Genomic DNA, 13,822 nt, shown 5'->3' on the forward strand with positions numbered 1-13,822 from the left:
GACCCAGCACGTCCGTGCTGTTTCACAAATGACCATCAACTTCCGGGCGAGCCTGCCGTTATAACGGTGCATCAAAACGAAGGGCAAGGCCCCCTTCTTTTCAGGATCATGTCGACGCACGAAAGCGTCAACGTGCATGGCAGCGAATACAGCGTACGCGCAAGTCTCGGCGTGGCGGTGCTGCAGTCCGGTGACCGTGCGGCGGATGTGGTCAAAGCGGCAGACAGGGCGATGTACGTGCAAAAGAGCGCGGCCGGGCCAATGCCTGCCATCGATGCCGGGCGGGCTTGCCGCATGACGCGTACGCAACGCACCCTCGATGTCAGGAAAGAGTACCTTTAGATATTCGAAATGATAAGCCTCAAATCCCGGGAATCCTGTATGGACACAGCGTCGAGCCCTGCTCTTGTTCGCCCGACCTCGGAAGACGACTGGCAAATCTTGAAGACGGCTTTCCTTGCTGCGCTGCTCGACAGCCCAACGGCGTTCGGCCTGAGTTACGCCACCGCGGCTGCGTATAGCGAGCAGCAATGGCGCGAATGTGCTTCAGGTCAGACACAGCCGCAATATCTGGTAGCGATGGTGCGAGAGCAAGCAGTCGGTCTTATCGGCGACGCTATAAGCCGCTCGCGCGAATACAACCTGATTGCCATGTGGGTTCACTCGCAGTACCGAGGCCTGGGAGTGGCAGGTCGCCTGGTCAATGCAATCCAGGCGCGCGCGATCGAACGCGGACAGCGGAGAGTCGTGTTGCGAGTCTCGCCAGATAACACCCGCGCGGTAGGTCTCTATCGCCGACATGGTTTCCAGTTGTTGCCCGAACGAGAAGCGCTAGCCAATCAGCCCGGCATCATCGTGCAGAAAATGGAATGGAATGGCGCTGGCTGACTGTCGGAGCGATTGCTCACTGAGATTGTCCAGCCAGGCGAAACCGGGGATGGAAACGCCCTCGCCGGATTCGCGGCTCGTCGGGTCAGCCGGCGTGCAGATGACCCGATCCTTGCGCTAGTATGGACGAGCGAAAAGGCGGATCGAAGACAGCACCGGCCTGGTGCTGCCGTCACCTGCCCGCTTTGTCCTGCTGTTCAGCCGCTGGCATCGCCGCGTTCAGACGGAGGTCGACATGAACGAACAATCCGTGCTCGGTATCATCCATGCGCAGGAATTACTGATGGTGTCCCTCATCCGCATACTTCCGCCCGACGAACGGCGCAAAGTTTCCGAGGAGTTCCACGGCCAGGTCGAGCTGGCCGAAGCGCCGCATCTGAGTGATGGCCATAACCGCGAGATGACCGAAGCGTTCAGGGCGCATATCCGCAAGCTGTCGATCTTGCTGGCGTCGTTGAGTTGATCGTGCCGAGGTTCGCGCCGGCGGCAATAGTCACGAAACGCGCCGTAATGCACGGATCGTCGCCGGGTTAGTCCGGGCGTGGCGAGCCATGCCCGGTCCGGTGCGCCATGCCGACGGCGCCGCGCGAAGACGCCCTCGCCTCGCAGTGACCTTATCAACGGGGCGCAACGCCCCGGGGTTGTATCATTCACTAGTTCCCCCGGTCTCCCCATTTACGATTGGACTATGTCGCGGCTTATTTCACGCGACAAGCTGCCTGAAACATCCACCGAACCAGCTGAGGTACCGCCGTGAAGTGCAACGTGCTCTTTCTGCTGCTCGCCCTTGCCGCATGCTCGCAAATACCCGACGCGAGAAGCCCGGCACCTTCAACGAGCGCGTCGACTGCTGCCGCAGCGAGCGCGCTACCGGCGATCGAACCTGGGATCCTCAGTCAGTATCACTGGCAACTCAGCGACGCATTTGGCAGCAAAGGCATGCGCATTGATGCGTTGTTTGTCAGCGCAGAAAAGCCAGTGCAACTGGACTTCAGCACCGACCGGTTGAACGTAGTCAATAGCTGCAACAACATGGGAGCCAGTTACAGCGTCAAGAAAGGACGGCTGCAGATTGGCCAGATGGTGAGCACCATGATGGCTTGCCCTGACGCCGCTCGCGCCGCACTCGACGACGCTATTGCCCGGCGCCTGCGTGGCAGCCTCGGCGTGAGCCTGCTGGCCCGTAACGATACCCCCCGCATGCAACTGGTCACCGATAGCGGCGACACGCTGACATTTACGGGTGTGCCCACTGCCCAGACGCGTTTCGGCGGCCCCGGTGAAACGACCTTCCTCGAAGTGGCCGCACAAACGGTGCAGTGCCATCATCCGTTCATTCCGGACAAGCAATGTCTGCTGGTGCGTGAGCGCCACTTCGACGAGCACGGTTTGGCAACCGGAACACCCGGTGCATGGCAACCGCTGTATCAGGATATCGAGGGCTATACCCACACGCCTGGCATGCGCGATGTACTGCGCGTCAAGCGCTATACCATCAAGAATCCGCCCGCCGACGGACCCGCCATTGCATACGTGCTGGACATGGTGGTTGAATCGGAAAAGGTTGACAACTAGCGCGACGCTCCGCGCTCGGCGCTTGCGAAACTGCGCGGCATAGCGTAGGTAGTCGCACGTGCCGAGTCCAACGCGCCGGTGAATCTCCCGACCTGTCAGTTTCAGCAGTCGGGTTGACATCATGGGCCGACATCCACGCCGACACTGCGTATCGATGCCCGATGCGGTTTCATGGCATCATCGTGCGGACCTTCACAACCCGAGGAGCGACGCGATGGCGACTTTTATTGTCTTCACGAAGGAAAGCACGCAGGATCAGAGTGAGCTTGACATCTACCAAAGCAAGGTGGGCGAGACCTTCAAAGGTCATCCGGTCAAGATTCTCGCTGCCTACGGACCTCAACAGGTTCTTGAGGGCGAAGCACCAGAGGGTGTCGTGATCGTAGAGTTTCCATCGACTGCGGCCGCCCGTGCGTGGTACGACAGCCCGGCGTACCAGGAAGTCGCGCAGCACCGGTTCAAGGGCGCGCGTTATCGCGCCGTTCTTGTCGAAGGCGTGTGATAAAAGGCGACGAAGTTCGGCCGCGGAGTTATCCATCGAGCGCAAAGACGATTTCATCGACGCGGCCGTCCTCAGCGGTTCCCCAACGAACTGCGGCACCCACGCCCTGGCGAAAAACGGCTGGTAGACGACGAGATCATGTCCGGGGCGAATCACCACACCGCACGCTGACGCGTACACACGATTGCAGGGGTGATCGCCGGCCCAACCCAGTGTCGACTGTGCAACCGCCAGGAGTCTTCCGGACTGGACCGACCCTGCACAGATAGCTTGACAAGCGGATTTGCTTTGCGCCTCGACCAGCTCGACAGCTACCTGCAACAACTGCAACAGAAGCCTGCCAGGGACTCCCACGGAAAGCCTGCGCCGAAAACCACGTCCAACGTTACCCCAACCCGAACCAGGAAGACTCGCCACCATGACTGACAAACTTTCAGCGCCCTTCGTCATCGAGCGCCGCTTCGCTGCGCCGCGCGAACTGGTATACGCCGCGCTGACTGAAGCTGAGCATTTGAGTACGTGGATGAGCCCACCCGGGATGGAAATGTCCCACTGCACAGTGGATGCGCGAGTCGGTGGCGTCTTCCACTACGCGATGAAGCCGCGCGGCGTGCCCGACGCTCCCGCGATGTGGGGAAAGTGGACGTTCCGCGAATTGACGCCCCCCGAGCGCATTGTCGTCGTCGTGCAGTTTAGTGATGCCGAAGGCGGCGTGACGCGACATCCGATGTCGGCACAATGGCCGCTTTATACGCTATCGACGACGACGCTCAGCGAAGTCGAGGGTGGCACGCTAATGCACCTTGAGTGGCGCGCGCTGGACGCCAGCGAAGCCGAGGAAGCCATCTTCGACGCGTCGCATGGCAGTATGTCTCAAGGCTGGGGCGGAACTATGGACGCGCTCGACAAGTACCTCGAGCAGCAGCAAGCCGAGCGTTGAGTCGAGAGACAAAAAAGGAAGCGCACTTTAGGTGCGCCTCTTCCGTTCGTGTGACCTCAAGCAAGCCGCCCTCTAACGCCAGTCAAGATCGTTGACCGGCAAGAAGCGAGTGCGTTGCCTGAGAGCCGCAGCATGAAATAAATCAGGCAACGGGATACGTTGCCGCGCATTGCGCAGTTTCTTTGCATACCGTATTTGAATTTCACCTCTTTCTCAGCCTGGTACCGGCATTCGTTCGGAACGGGGATTTCACTCCGGTTCCGCTCGCTGGCGTTCAACCTGAGAAAAAGGAATGGTCATGAAAGCAGCGCGTTTGCACGAATTCGGCAAGCCATTGGTCCTGGAGGACATCCCCATCCCCGACATCCAGAAATTCTGGTCAAGGTGACTGCTTGCGGCAATCACCGGGGTCGTGTCACGCATCGGCCAGCAGGCCTCCGATGCGGGCTTTGAGGAAGGCGATCACGTCGTCGTCGTTCCCGGCTGGGGTGATGGCACATGCCGTCATTGTCAGGTCGTTCCAACTGTGCCCCAACGTGCGCTTCCCAGGCTTCGGACCGCATGGCGGCTTCGCCGAGTTCCTGCCCGTGCCCGCGCGTTATCTGATCAAGGTGCCGCGCGAGCTTTCGTTCGAACACCTGGCACCCCTCACGGACGCGGGGCTCACGCCGTATCGCGGACTCAAGAAGCTGCTCAAAGCCGATGCGCTCGGCCCGGATCGCGTGCTCGGCGTATTTGGCATGGGCGGCCTCGGCGACTATGCCAAATATGCAAAACTGCTCCGCGGCGGGGTCACGATCATGCCGCGCTGAATGATGAAGCCTGGGCACGGTGTCGCGCTCGGACATGGGGCCTCCTTGATGCGCGTTCCAAGATCGCGGGTTTTCGACTGCTGCGCCAGCCTGAATGGATTGCGCGGGAGGCGTCCTCCAGGTGCGGCGAATCCCTGACCTCACGCTTCGAACCGCTCGGCCATGCGTAGCAACATCGCGACAACCATGACCATGCCGGGAACGAGATAAGCGGCATGTTGATGGACTCGGGTGAGGAAGGAAGCCGTGAAAATGACGGCGAGTATCCATACGCCCACGAGATGCAGCTTCTTCCAGTTGGCCGGACCGATCAGACGCGCCGGCATTGCGAACGATGTGACCGTCAGCAACAGAATCATCAAATAGCCGATGGAGCCCGGTATGTTTGTCGCGGGCGTACGCCCCACCCAGAATGCCTCGGGCGCTGTCCTGATGTAGATAATGAGCGCCGTTGCGTGAAAAAATTGCGAGGCGGCGAACGACAATCCGATAAAACGCCGCTCCCTGACCAGGGCGCGGCTTAGCGCCGACGGGACGACTCGCGCAAACGAGGTGGCCAGGAAGACCGCCAGAAACAGGATAAAGGACGTGCGAGCCGTTGCTCGTATCGCGTATTGCAGCGATGCAACGCGGTCCGGCGCTATTGCAGAGGACGCCGCTGCGAACAGCGCAACGACCATGGTTAGCATACCGAATAGTTTCCAGCGTGTCATTGAGATTGTTCCAGGATGATTGTCAGCTTGACGACATGATGTGAAAGTCGCCATCTCCACCGATTGGACTACGCGGACCAAACCCCGAATACGAGCGCAATCGACTGATCTGTGGCGGCGCAAGATAGCCGGTCTTGACCAAAGGAAGTTCGCAGAGGAGTTGTCTCAGGCCGTCTTCGTCATCTGCCTCCGAAATCATGCAGGCTCCCCCTTCTGCCCTCAGCCAAACCTGCCGAACTATCCCGGAGGCGTAAAGACGGCGGACAAACTCGGCCTCCGCCTCAACCTCTTCCTTATGAGGGGACATGGAAGATGCGTTTTCGGAACGGGAAATCATCACGAGGTATTGCATGTTGCTCTCCAGGGTATGGCACTGCGATCAGGTGGGCGGCTTCGTACGAACAATCCGAACAACTCTGGGCTCGCTGCCTCAGACTTTTGCATATGATTTTCATAGTAGCAAGATTTTACCTTGAGTGTAAACCGATCATATTCAACAGAAGCACAGCGAAATCCCGCACACAACGTATGGGATTCACGCCTAACTTGACGCTATGTTTTTCATATATACAATGCCGAAACAGAGAGGCTTCACCTCTAGCTGTACCGGCATCACGAGTCGCACGCGTGTCCGGATGAGTGGCGAGCCGTTTCAGCTCAACGTTCTGGTGTGAACCCCTTCCGGAGAAATGCAATGAGCCGCTTCACCTACGAGGCCAGATCAACCGCACTGCTGTTCGTCGATCCCTTTAACGACTTCCTCTCCGAAGGAGGCAAAGTCTGGCCCTTCGTCAAGGATGTCGCTGAAGAAGTCGGACTGCTGGAGAATCTGCGACGTATCAACGGAGCCGTCCGCGATGCCGGTGTCCAGGTGGTCTACGTACCGCACCGCCGGTGGCAGCCGGGCGACTATCAGTGCTGGTGTCATCCGAGCCCGAGCCAGCGCAAGATCATGGACGGTCATCACTTCGCGAAGGGCGAGTGGGGCGGCGACTGGCACCCCGACTTCACGCCGCAACGAGGTGACGTCGTGGCGCTCGAACACTGGGGCTCCAGTGGTTTTGCCAATACGGATCTCGACTTCCAGCTTAAGCAGCATCGCATCACGCACGTGGTGATCGTCGGCCTGCTGGCCAACACCTGCATAGAGGCTACGGCGCGATATGCAACGGAGCTTGGTTACCACGTGACGCTCGTGAAGGACGCAACGGCCGCTCTCAAGCGGGAAGCGATGCAGGCGGCGCATGAGCTGAACGGGCCGACCTACGCGCACAGTATCGTGAGCACCCGCGAGTTCCTCGACGCATTGCCCAAAGCCTGATCACGCCTTGTCCTGTAATTCGTCCGATTCCGACGATACCGCGAATTCCGCCCAACTCCGCCCCGTACCTTAGCGAAGGCACCCATGATCTCCCCGCGCCAGGTCTTTCTGATGGCACTTTGCTGCGCGCTCGCGGTCTCGCCCATCTATTACCATCAGCCGCTGCTGCCGCAGATCGCATCGACGTTCTCTGTGCCGTCGGCGCGTGGGAGCCTCATCGCCACCCTCACCCAGCTCGGCTATGCGATGGGACTGCTGCTCTTCGTCCCGCTCGCCGACGGTGTCCAACCACGCAAACTGGCAACGCGTGCGATCATCGCGAACGCAGTGGCGCTGCTCGCCTGCGCAGCGGCACCGTCCTTCTTCGCGCTGGTTCTATGCAGCTTCCTCGTTGGGATGACATCGATCTCAGCGCAAATCATCATCCCATCGGTCTCGGGCATGGCTGCCCCCGAGACGCGCGGACGCGTAGTCGGCTCCCTGCTGGGCGGCCTCTCTTCTGGCGTCCTGCTGGCACGCACACTGAGTGGCATCGTCGGTGCGCTGTGGGGTTGGCGTTCGATATTCGTGATCGCTTCCGCCATCGACATTGGCCTTCTGCTCGTCATCAGGGAACTGCCCGTGTCGAATGCGCTTGCGGCGATCCGCTATCGCGAGTTGATGCACTCGCTCGCTGGCCTCGTCCGCAAGGAACAGCTACTACGCCTCTCGGCAACGATGGGGTTTCTCGTGTTCGCCGCATTCAGCGCGCTCTGGGCAACACTCGCGGTACTACTCGCACGAGCGCCCTACCTTTACGGCCCGGCCACGATCGGAGCATTTGGGCTGATCGGCCTTGTCGGTCTTTCGGTATCGCCACGACTGGGCGCGATCGTCGATCGCGTCGGCGCGCGCCATGTTGCAACCGCAGGCGCACTCACGGTCGCCATCGCGTTTGCATTTGTCGCAGCGGGCGCACGCAGCCTGGTGTGGTTGATCGTCGGGATGGTGTTGCTGGATCTGGGCAATCGCGCCAGCTTCATTGCCAACCAGGCGCGGATCTATGCACTGCGGCCCGAAGCCCGCAGCCGCCTGAACACCGTTTTCATGGTTTCGTACTTTCTTGGCGGCGCAGTCGGTGCGGCACTTGGCGGTGCGGGGGCCCTGCACGCTGCCTGGCTCGGCCTCGCTGCAATCGGCGCCTTGCTCTCGCTCGCCGCCGTGGTGGTCAATACGCTCGCATACGCACGATCCAGTTCGGCCGTTGCTGACGGGCACGCATGACCCGGCCACCCGCAAACATCACTCTGCGATCGGCAACGGCTCAATAGCTCGAGCCATCGGGAATCAATTTCCTCAGGAGAATCGAATGACCTTCAAAGCACTGCTCGCGACGAAGCCGCGTGACGCGATCTCGACGCGCATCGTCAATATGCGCGAGCAAGACCTCATGCCCGGAGACGTTACCGTTGCGGTCGAATATTCGACTGTGAACTTCAAGGACGCACTCGCCATTTCCGGACGCGCGGAGATCATCCGCGAGTTTCCGTTGGTCGCTGGCATCGACCTGGCTGGCACCGTCGAGGCATCCACGTATCCCGGCATCTCCGCCGGCGACCGTGTCGTCCTCAACGGGTGGGAACTCAGCCAGAACCATCACGGGGGATTCGAGCAGAAGGCACGCGTGAAGGGCGAGTGGCTCGTCAAACTCCCAGAGGTTTTTTCCACGCACGACGCGATGGCTATCGGCACTGCCGGATACACGGCCATGCTTGCCGTGTTGGCGCTCGAACATGGCGGACTCTCGCCACAACGCGGCGACGTGCTCGTCACAGGCGCCAATGGAGGCGTCGGCTCGATCGCAATTGCAGTCCTGTCTGGCCTCGGCTACCGCGTCGTCGCATCAACCGGCCGCGCCGCGGAGGCCGGCTATCTGCGCAGCCTCGGCGCCGCGGAAGTGATCGACCGCCGAACGCTCTCGGAGCCAGGTACGCCGCTCGCCAGCGAACGTTGGGCGGGTGCCGTGGATTCCGTCGGACATCACACGCTGGCAAACGTCCTGGCCCAGACGCGGTACCGGGGCGTCGTCGCCGCCTGCGGCCTGGCGCAGGGCTCGGGTCTCCCCGGTTCGGTCTTGCCCTTCATCCGACGCAACGTGACCCTCGCGGGCATCGATTCTGTCAATGCTCCCCAGTCCGTACGCATCGATGCCTGGGCGCGGCTTGCGCGCGACCTCGATTTGAGCAAACTCGCCCGCGCGACGAAGGTGATCGGGCTCGCCGACGTTCCTGCTGTCGCGGGCCAGATACTGGAAGGCAAGATTCAGGGTCGCACAGTCGTAGACGTCAATGCGTAGACGCTTCGCCGCCATCGCGGGGCCCATGATCTGCAGCAATCTGGGCAGCCGCATTGGCTTTCGGGCAGCCTGGCGCGCCGGCCTTGTGCTACAGGCCATCGCGATCGTGGTACTGGCGAAGACAGGAGATCCCTATGTCCTCGCAGGCGCCACAGTCATCCTGGGCGTGTTCACGCCCGGAATCGTGCCGCTCGTGCTCGGACGCATCAACGAGTTGCTACCGGAGAATTTTCGACTACGCACTCGTATTCCTGTGCGGCGCGGGCGCTCTCGCACTAGCCTTCGTCACGGACTTTGTGGTGCACGCGCCACGCACGGAACAGACTGGACGACAGCCCGCTGCGCGCTGACTGAACTATTCGGATCTGGCCTTCGCGGCCCGATATGTCTCGCGCCTCTTCTCGCGCTCTTTCGCAAAGGAAGCACTCAAGGTTGCATCGAGGTCGCGACGCTCCACGTACTCTCCGCACGACGGGCAGATATAGTCGAGGCCAACCTCGTGCCCGCACACACGATGCGTAAAATGCACCGCGACTTCCTCGCCTTTGCTCTTGCACCAGGTCTCGCCCCAGGTGCGTAGCGCCTGGATCACCGGATAGTACGCCCGGCCTTTCTCCGTGAGACGGTACTCGTAGCGCAACGGCCTATCCTGATACGGATGGCGCTCGACCATCCCGTCCGCTTCGAGTGACTTCAGCCGCGTCGCCAGCATCTGGGGCGTCGCCTCCGTCTGAATCTGGATTTCCTCGAATCGGGTCGCGCCCATGTACAGCTCGCGCAGTACAAGCGTCGTCCACTTGTCGCCGACAACTTCGGTCGATCGCGCCACAGGGCACACCGTGGCCCCCCCTTTCTCTCTGCGCTTCATTTTGCCTCCATCGTAACTACTATTTTCATAGTATCACGGATTGCGTCACGGCGATGACATCCGCATCCAGGGCAAGCCATGCGCTCGGTACCCGCGTAGTGGATATGGTGTTTATGTTCCAATTGAAACTATGAAATTCATATATATACTCGACTCGTGAGGCAACGAAGTGCTCGACGTCGTGCAGAAGTTCCGCGCATCGGGTGTCGGTTGTGTCGTGCCCCATCCCGAACCGTTTTTCCGGAGAACATCATGACGGACCTCGTCTATCACGCCGAACACACCGGTCTTTTGCTGGTCGACCCGTACAACGACTTCCTGTCACATGGCGGCAAAATCTTTCCGATGATCGAGGCAGTCGCCAACGACGTTCGGCTCCTCGACAATTTGCGCGCAACGGTGGGAGCCGCACGCAAGGCTGGCGTTCAGGTGTTCTATGTGCCGCATCGCCGCTGGCAGCCTGGCGATTACGAAGACTGGGACCATCCGAACCCGACGCAACGGCTCGTGCAAAAGCGCCAGACCTTCGCAAAGGGCACATGGGGCGGCGAATGGCACCCCGATTTCGTTCCCCAGGCAAACGACATCGTCATCCACGAGCATTGGGCGCAAAGCGGCTTCGCCAACACGGACCTCGATTTCCAGCTCAAGCAGCACAAAATCTCGCACGTGATTACCGTCGGCCTGCTCGCGAACACATGCATCGAATCCACCGCGCGATTCGCGATGGAGTTCGGCTATCACGTGACGCTCGTACGCGACGCGACCGCCGCCTTCACGCCGGAACTGATGCGGGCCGCCCACGAACTGAACGGACCCACGTTTGCTCATTCGATCGTTACGACGGCCGAATTGGTGGCAGCATTGCCAGCGTAAGCGTCATGCCGACGACGGAGTGAAGCCGTCAATCCACTAATAACAAACACCAAAAGGATGCACGCATGTTTACCATCTGGGGACGTGCCAATTCGGTCAACGTCCAGAAGCTCTTGTGGCTTTGCGAAGAGCTTTCCCTACGCTATAACCGGATAGACGCCGGTCTGCAGTTCGGACACAACACCGAAGCCGACTACCTCGCGATGAATCCGATGGGCAAGGTCCCCACCCTCGTCGACGGCGATTTTGTGCTTTGGGAATCGAACTCGATCCTGCGCTATATCGTGATGCAGTACGGTGGACCCGGCACACTTTATCCCGCCGATCCAAAGGCGCGGGCCAGCATCGACCGCTGGCTCGACTGGTCGCTCTCGACTTTGCAGCCGGCCGAGCGTCCCGTGTTCTGGGGAATCGTCCGCACACACGAGGCTGAGCGGGACATCGAGAAAATCGCCGCCGATGTCGTAAAGGTCGCGGAAGTCTGGAAAGTGCTCGACGCACAATTGAAGGGTCGCGACTTCGTCGAAGGCGAGTCGTTCACGATTGCGGACATCGCGCTCGGTTCGTTCGCGAAGCGGTGGTTTGGCATGCCGGGCATAGAACGTGCTCGAATGCCCGACCTCGAGCGCTGGTACGTGTCGCTCGCCACGCGTCCGGGTTTCAACACACATGTCGATGTCGAATTGAGCTGAATCCATGAAGACCGAACCGATCACGCTCTATGCATGGAATACGCCTAATGGCCGCAAGGCCAGCGTCGCGCTCGAGGAAATGGCGTTGCCGTACGTCGTTCAGCCTGTGAATATCGGCAACCGCGAGCAGTTCGAGCCGTCATTCCTATCCACCAGCCCGAACAACCCCCAAACGTCAAGCGATGGTACGACGCCATGTTCGATCGCCCCCGCGGTGCGTCTCGGCTTCGAGGTCAAGCTTGACTAAAAGAATTACATAGCCATCCTGATTGACTCTCTGGATCGTCACCAATAGGCCCGTGAGTTCAATTCAAGCTGGATCTGATAAGGCGCGACCGGTGAACAGCGCGAGGGATTCCTTCACGAATGCGCGAACGGCGGGAGAAAGCTCTCGCCGCCTGTTGGCCAATGCGAGATGACACGGATATTCGAAATCCGCGATTGGCCGATAGCAAATGCCTGGCTGTGTGAAGTTGCGCATCGATTCCGGGACGACGACCACGCCGTATCCGGCCGATGCGAGACTGATCGCGGCGATGAAGTCATGAACGCGATGTTCGAGAAATGGAACAAAGCCTCCCGCCACGCCCAGCGCAGTAAGCACCTCGCTGAATCCCGTGTCGTCGTCGAAGTGGGGGGCGATGAAACGCTGATCTTTCAGGTCTCTGACCGACACGTGCCCGCTTGCTGCCAATGCATGGTCCTCGGCCATCGCGACCAACAGGCATTCGGTCTGCACGATTGTCGCCACGATACCTGCTGGATGCTGGCGCCACGGTCTCACGATACCCACGTCGATCTCGCCGCTGACGAGTGCCTCGAACTGGCGCGGGGTCTCCATGGCCACGACTTCGATCCGCACGTCGCCGTGCGTGATCCGAAACTGATGCAGCATCCTCGAGAGCACACCGCTGCTCACGCCCGATGCCACCGATCCGATCCGCACCACACCGGCGAGGCCCCTGGCCGCCAGCCGGCCGACCTGATCCGCGCGCTCGATATAACGTAGTGCTGCAACCGCTTCGGCATGGAACAAACGCCCCGCATCGGTCAGCGTAACGGGCTGTCGCTTGTTGCGGTTCAGGAGACGAACGCCGATCTCCTGCTCGAGGCGTTGAATCTGGGCGCTGAGCGCCGATTGCGCGACATCCAGTCGATCCGCTGCCTTGGCAAAGTGCAGATCCTCCACCACCGCAACGAAGTATCGCAGTTGACGGGCGTCGATCATTTAATCTCCAGAAGCGAATAAACATTCGCGCATTGCTTCTGGATGATATCAAAGAAGAGGCATCAAATAGAGCCCTGAAACAACTGGAGGACAACATGGACGCACTGATCACCCACCCTGGTTCCATCACGCACCGGCAACCGCTTTTCCGCTTGTCGGCGCATCCCACCCATCACCGCATCATGAACGTGACGGTCGACCCCAACGCGCTCACCGGATTCCTGGCGGACGTGCGCGATATCGACGTCCAGAATCTCGAGTATGTCCCGTTCATGCGCCATCACCTTGCCGATCTGCTGATCGAGCGTCTCGGTGACGACTTTGCCGACATGCTCGTCGAGCTGGTCAAGGACCGTCGGCATGGCGGTTTCACCATCGGCCTCCAGGACCTTTCGCAAGACCCATCTGCCTTCGTGAAGTTCGGTACGGCCATCGGTCATATTCTCGGACCGAGCAATCACGATGCGATGTCGGGAACGTACTACGCCCGCTTCGTGGTGAAGCACACCGATAACAGCGACTCGTATCTTCGTCAGGCATACCGGCTGTTCACGATGCACACCGACGGTACGTACGTAAGCGACGCAACGGACTGGCTGTTGATGATGAAATTCGCGGAGCGAAGCGCGGTCGGCGGCGAATCGCGGTTTCTGCATATCGACGACTGGGAAGAGCGCGATCGCTTCGTCAATCACAAGCTCGGAACCAAGCCGTTCTTCTACAAGGGATCCGGTTCCAAGAACGTCAGCGAGCAGATCGAGCGGCCGCTGTTCTTTCAAAGCGAATTTGGTCTGTCGATTTCGTTCATCGACCAGTTCGTTCAGCCGTCCAACCGCGAAGAAGCGGCATTTCTCCGCGCCCTGTCCCAGTCGATGGAAACATCCGCCGGCACGAAGGAAGTGTCTTTGCCGGTCGGTGGTCTGGTGGTGCTGAACAACTATTTCTACCTTCACGGCCGGGCGCCATTCCAGCCGAACGAATCGCTGTTCCGCGAGCTGATGCGCCAGCGCGGTTCGTTTGCGTCTTGATGTTGCCAGCTCTCTGGCGTTGTCGGGCGCACCGACCGCCAAGG

General features: G+C 60.2%; 17 protein-coding genes and 2 pseudogenes. 15 read left to right on the top strand and 4 right to left on the bottom strand.

Going from position 1 to position 13,822, the window contains the following annotated elements:
• Positions 1-108: 108 nt before the first annotated feature.
• The 7 genes from AB4Y44_RS25295 to AB4Y44_RS25325 all read left to right on the top strand — a co-directional run bounded on the left by AB4Y44_RS25295 (position 109) and on the right by AB4Y44_RS25325 (position 4,717).
• The gene (locus AB4Y44_RS25295) at positions 109-342 is read left to right on the top strand and encodes a diguanylate cyclase (RefSeq protein WP_368701182.1); all 234 of its coding nucleotides are present in this window, start codon (positions 109-111) and stop codon (positions 340-342) included.
• Between the two features lie 39 nt (positions 343-381).
• Positions 382-888 (top strand): GNAT family N-acetyltransferase, encoded by a 507-nt coding sequence (locus AB4Y44_RS25300; RefSeq protein WP_342918784.1) that lies wholly within the window; start codon positions 382-384, stop codon positions 886-888.
• Positions 889-1,123: 235 nt separating this feature from the next.
• Positions 1,124-1,351: a hypothetical protein gene (locus AB4Y44_RS25305; RefSeq protein ID WP_368701183.1), complete on the top strand. Its 228-nt coding sequence runs from the start codon at positions 1,124-1,126 to the stop codon at positions 1,349-1,351.
• A 302-nt stretch (positions 1,352-1,653) separates the two neighbouring features.
• Positions 1,654-2,463 carry a DUF4377 domain-containing protein gene (locus tag AB4Y44_RS25310; protein WP_368701184.1) on the top strand — a complete coding sequence of 270 codons (810 nt, stop codon included), beginning with the start codon at positions 1,654-1,656 and terminating at the stop codon, positions 2,461-2,463.
• A gap of 214 nt (positions 2,464-2,677) precedes the next feature.
• The gene (locus AB4Y44_RS25315; RefSeq protein ID WP_342918781.1) at positions 2,678-2,965 is read left to right on the top strand and encodes a DUF1330 domain-containing protein; all 288 of its coding nucleotides are present in this window, start codon (positions 2,678-2,680) and stop codon (positions 2,963-2,965) included.
• A 418-nt stretch (positions 2,966-3,383) separates the two neighbouring features.
• The gene (locus AB4Y44_RS25320) at positions 3,384-3,905 is read left to right on the top strand and encodes an SRPBCC domain-containing protein (RefSeq protein WP_342918780.1); all 522 of its coding nucleotides are present in this window, start codon (positions 3,384-3,386) and stop codon (positions 3,903-3,905) included.
• Positions 3,906-4,345: 440 nt separating this feature from the next.
• Positions 4,346-4,717, top strand: coding sequence for a hypothetical protein (locus tag AB4Y44_RS25325; RefSeq protein ID WP_368701185.1), 372 nt, complete (start codon positions 4,346-4,348; stop codon positions 4,715-4,717).
• Between the two features lie 140 nt (positions 4,718-4,857).
• On the opposite strand, the gene AB4Y44_RS25330 is transcribed toward AB4Y44_RS25325, so the two are convergent.
• The gene (locus tag AB4Y44_RS25330; RefSeq protein ID WP_368701186.1) at positions 4,858-5,430 is read right to left on the bottom strand and encodes a hypothetical protein; all 573 of its coding nucleotides are present in this window, start codon (positions 5,428-5,430) and stop codon (positions 4,858-4,860) included.
• Between the two features lie 22 nt (positions 5,431-5,452).
• Positions 5,453-5,782, bottom strand: coding sequence for a hypothetical protein (locus AB4Y44_RS25335; protein ID WP_368701187.1), 330 nt, complete (start codon positions 5,780-5,782; stop codon positions 5,453-5,455).
• A gap of 342 nt (positions 5,783-6,124) precedes the next feature.
• Here AB4Y44_RS25335 and AB4Y44_RS25340 point away from each other — a divergent pair, with 342 nt between their 5' ends.
• From AB4Y44_RS25340 to AB4Y44_RS25355, 4 genes and pseudogenes are all read left to right on the top strand, one after another.
• Complete coding sequence (locus tag AB4Y44_RS25340; protein WP_368701188.1) at positions 6,125-6,751, top strand: isochorismatase family cysteine hydrolase; 627 nt, start codon at positions 6,125-6,127, stop codon at positions 6,749-6,751.
• Positions 6,752-6,835: 84 nt separating this feature from the next.
• On the top strand, positions 6,836-8,014 hold the full coding sequence (locus tag AB4Y44_RS25345) for an MFS transporter (protein WP_342918776.1): 1,179 nt from the start codon (positions 6,836-6,838) through the stop codon (positions 8,012-8,014).
• Positions 8,015-8,099: 85 nt separating this feature from the next.
• The gene (locus AB4Y44_RS25350) at positions 8,100-9,086 is read left to right on the top strand and encodes an MDR family oxidoreductase (RefSeq protein ID WP_368701189.1); all 987 of its coding nucleotides are present in this window, start codon (positions 8,100-8,102) and stop codon (positions 9,084-9,086) included.
• Between the two features lie 25 nt (positions 9,087-9,111).
• Positions 9,112-9,258, top strand: a pseudogene (locus tag AB4Y44_RS25355) (MFS transporter); the annotation flags it as partial.
• Positions 9,259-9,441: 183 nt separating this feature from the next.
• On the opposite strand, the gene AB4Y44_RS25360 reads toward AB4Y44_RS25355, so the two are convergent.
• Entirely contained in the window at positions 9,442-9,954 is a 513-nt protein-coding gene (locus AB4Y44_RS25360) for a winged helix-turn-helix transcriptional regulator (RefSeq protein ID WP_368701190.1), read from the bottom strand.
• Between the two features lie 252 nt (positions 9,955-10,206).
• Here AB4Y44_RS25360 and AB4Y44_RS25365 point away from each other — a divergent pair, with 252 nt between their 5' ends.
• The 3 genes and pseudogenes from AB4Y44_RS25365 to AB4Y44_RS25375 all read left to right on the top strand — a co-directional run.
• Entirely contained in the window at positions 10,207-10,830 is a 624-nt protein-coding gene (locus tag AB4Y44_RS25365) for an isochorismatase family cysteine hydrolase (RefSeq protein ID WP_342918773.1), read from the top strand.
• Between the two features lie 65 nt (positions 10,831-10,895).
• Positions 10,896-11,522, top strand: coding sequence for a glutathione S-transferase family protein (locus tag AB4Y44_RS25370; protein WP_368701191.1), 627 nt, complete (start codon positions 10,896-10,898; stop codon positions 11,520-11,522).
• Positions 11,523-11,526: 4 nt separating this feature from the next.
• A pseudogene (locus AB4Y44_RS25375) lies at positions 11,527-11,688 on the top strand (glutathione S-transferase); the annotation flags it as partial.
• A gap of 144 nt (positions 11,689-11,832) precedes the next feature.
• Here AB4Y44_RS25375 and AB4Y44_RS25380 read toward each other — a convergent pair.
• Positions 11,833-12,750, bottom strand: a complete 918-nt coding sequence (locus AB4Y44_RS25380) for a LysR family transcriptional regulator (RefSeq protein WP_342918772.1) — start codon at positions 12,748-12,750, stop codon at positions 11,833-11,835.
• 95 nt (positions 12,751-12,845) lie between these two features.
• On the opposite strand from AB4Y44_RS25380, the gene glaH reads away from it, so the two are divergent.
• Positions 12,846-13,778, top strand: coding sequence for a glutarate dioxygenase GlaH (gene glaH, locus AB4Y44_RS25385; RefSeq protein ID WP_342918771.1), 933 nt, complete (start codon positions 12,846-12,848; stop codon positions 13,776-13,778).
• Positions 13,779-13,822 lie beyond the last annotated feature (44 nt).

Source organism: Paraburkholderia sp. BR10937, from assembly GCF_040965695.1.
In the GTDB taxonomy this organism is placed as follows: domain Bacteria; phylum Pseudomonadota; class Gammaproteobacteria; order Burkholderiales; family Burkholderiaceae; genus Paraburkholderia.

What these genes read in the sequence shown, in the direction of transcription:
- AB4Y44_RS25295 (WP_368701182.1), top strand. Translation starts at nt 109, where the DNA reads ATGTCGACGCACGAAAGCGTCAACGTGCATGGCAGCGAATACAGCGTA.
- AB4Y44_RS25300 (WP_342918784.1), top strand. Translation starts at nt 382, where the DNA reads ATGGACACAGCGTCGAGCCCTGCTCTTGTTCGCCCGACCTCGGAAGAC.
- AB4Y44_RS25305 (WP_368701183.1), top strand. Translation starts at nt 1,124, where the DNA reads ATGAACGAACAATCCGTGCTCGGTATCATCCATGCGCAGGAATTACTG.
- AB4Y44_RS25315 (WP_342918781.1), top strand. Translation starts at nt 2,678, where the DNA reads ATGGCGACTTTTATTGTCTTCACGAAGGAAAGCACGCAGGATCAGAGT.
- AB4Y44_RS25320 (WP_342918780.1), top strand. Translation starts at nt 3,384, where the DNA reads ATGACTGACAAACTTTCAGCGCCCTTCGTCATCGAGCGCCGCTTCGCT.
- AB4Y44_RS25325 (WP_368701185.1), top strand. Translation starts at nt 4,346, where the DNA reads ATGCGGGCTTTGAGGAAGGCGATCACGTCGTCGTCGTTCCCGGCTGGG.
- AB4Y44_RS25330 (WP_368701186.1), bottom strand. Translation starts at nt 5,430, where the DNA reads ATGACACGCTGGAAACTATTCGGTATGCTAACCATGGTCGTTGCGCTG.
- AB4Y44_RS25335 (WP_368701187.1), bottom strand. Translation starts at nt 5,782, where the DNA reads ATGCAATACCTCGTGATGATTTCCCGTTCCGAAAACGCATCTTCCATG.
- AB4Y44_RS25340 (WP_368701188.1), top strand. Translation starts at nt 6,125, where the DNA reads ATGAGCCGCTTCACCTACGAGGCCAGATCAACCGCACTGCTGTTCGTC.
- AB4Y44_RS25345 (WP_342918776.1), top strand. Translation starts at nt 6,836, where the DNA reads ATGATCTCCCCGCGCCAGGTCTTTCTGATGGCACTTTGCTGCGCGCTC.
- AB4Y44_RS25350 (WP_368701189.1), top strand. Translation starts at nt 8,100, where the DNA reads ATGACCTTCAAAGCACTGCTCGCGACGAAGCCGCGTGACGCGATCTCG.
- AB4Y44_RS25360 (WP_368701190.1), bottom strand. Translation starts at nt 9,954, where the DNA reads ATGAAGCGCAGAGAGAAAGGGGGGGCCACGGTGTGCCCTGTGGCGCGA.
- AB4Y44_RS25365 (WP_342918773.1), top strand. Translation starts at nt 10,207, where the DNA reads ATGACGGACCTCGTCTATCACGCCGAACACACCGGTCTTTTGCTGGTC.
- AB4Y44_RS25370 (WP_368701191.1), top strand. Translation starts at nt 10,896, where the DNA reads ATGTTTACCATCTGGGGACGTGCCAATTCGGTCAACGTCCAGAAGCTC.
- AB4Y44_RS25380 (WP_342918772.1), bottom strand. Translation starts at nt 12,750, where the DNA reads ATGATCGACGCCCGTCAACTGCGATACTTCGTTGCGGTGGTGGAGGAT.
- glaH (WP_342918771.1), top strand. Translation starts at nt 12,846, where the DNA reads ATGGACGCACTGATCACCCACCCTGGTTCCATCACGCACCGGCAACCG.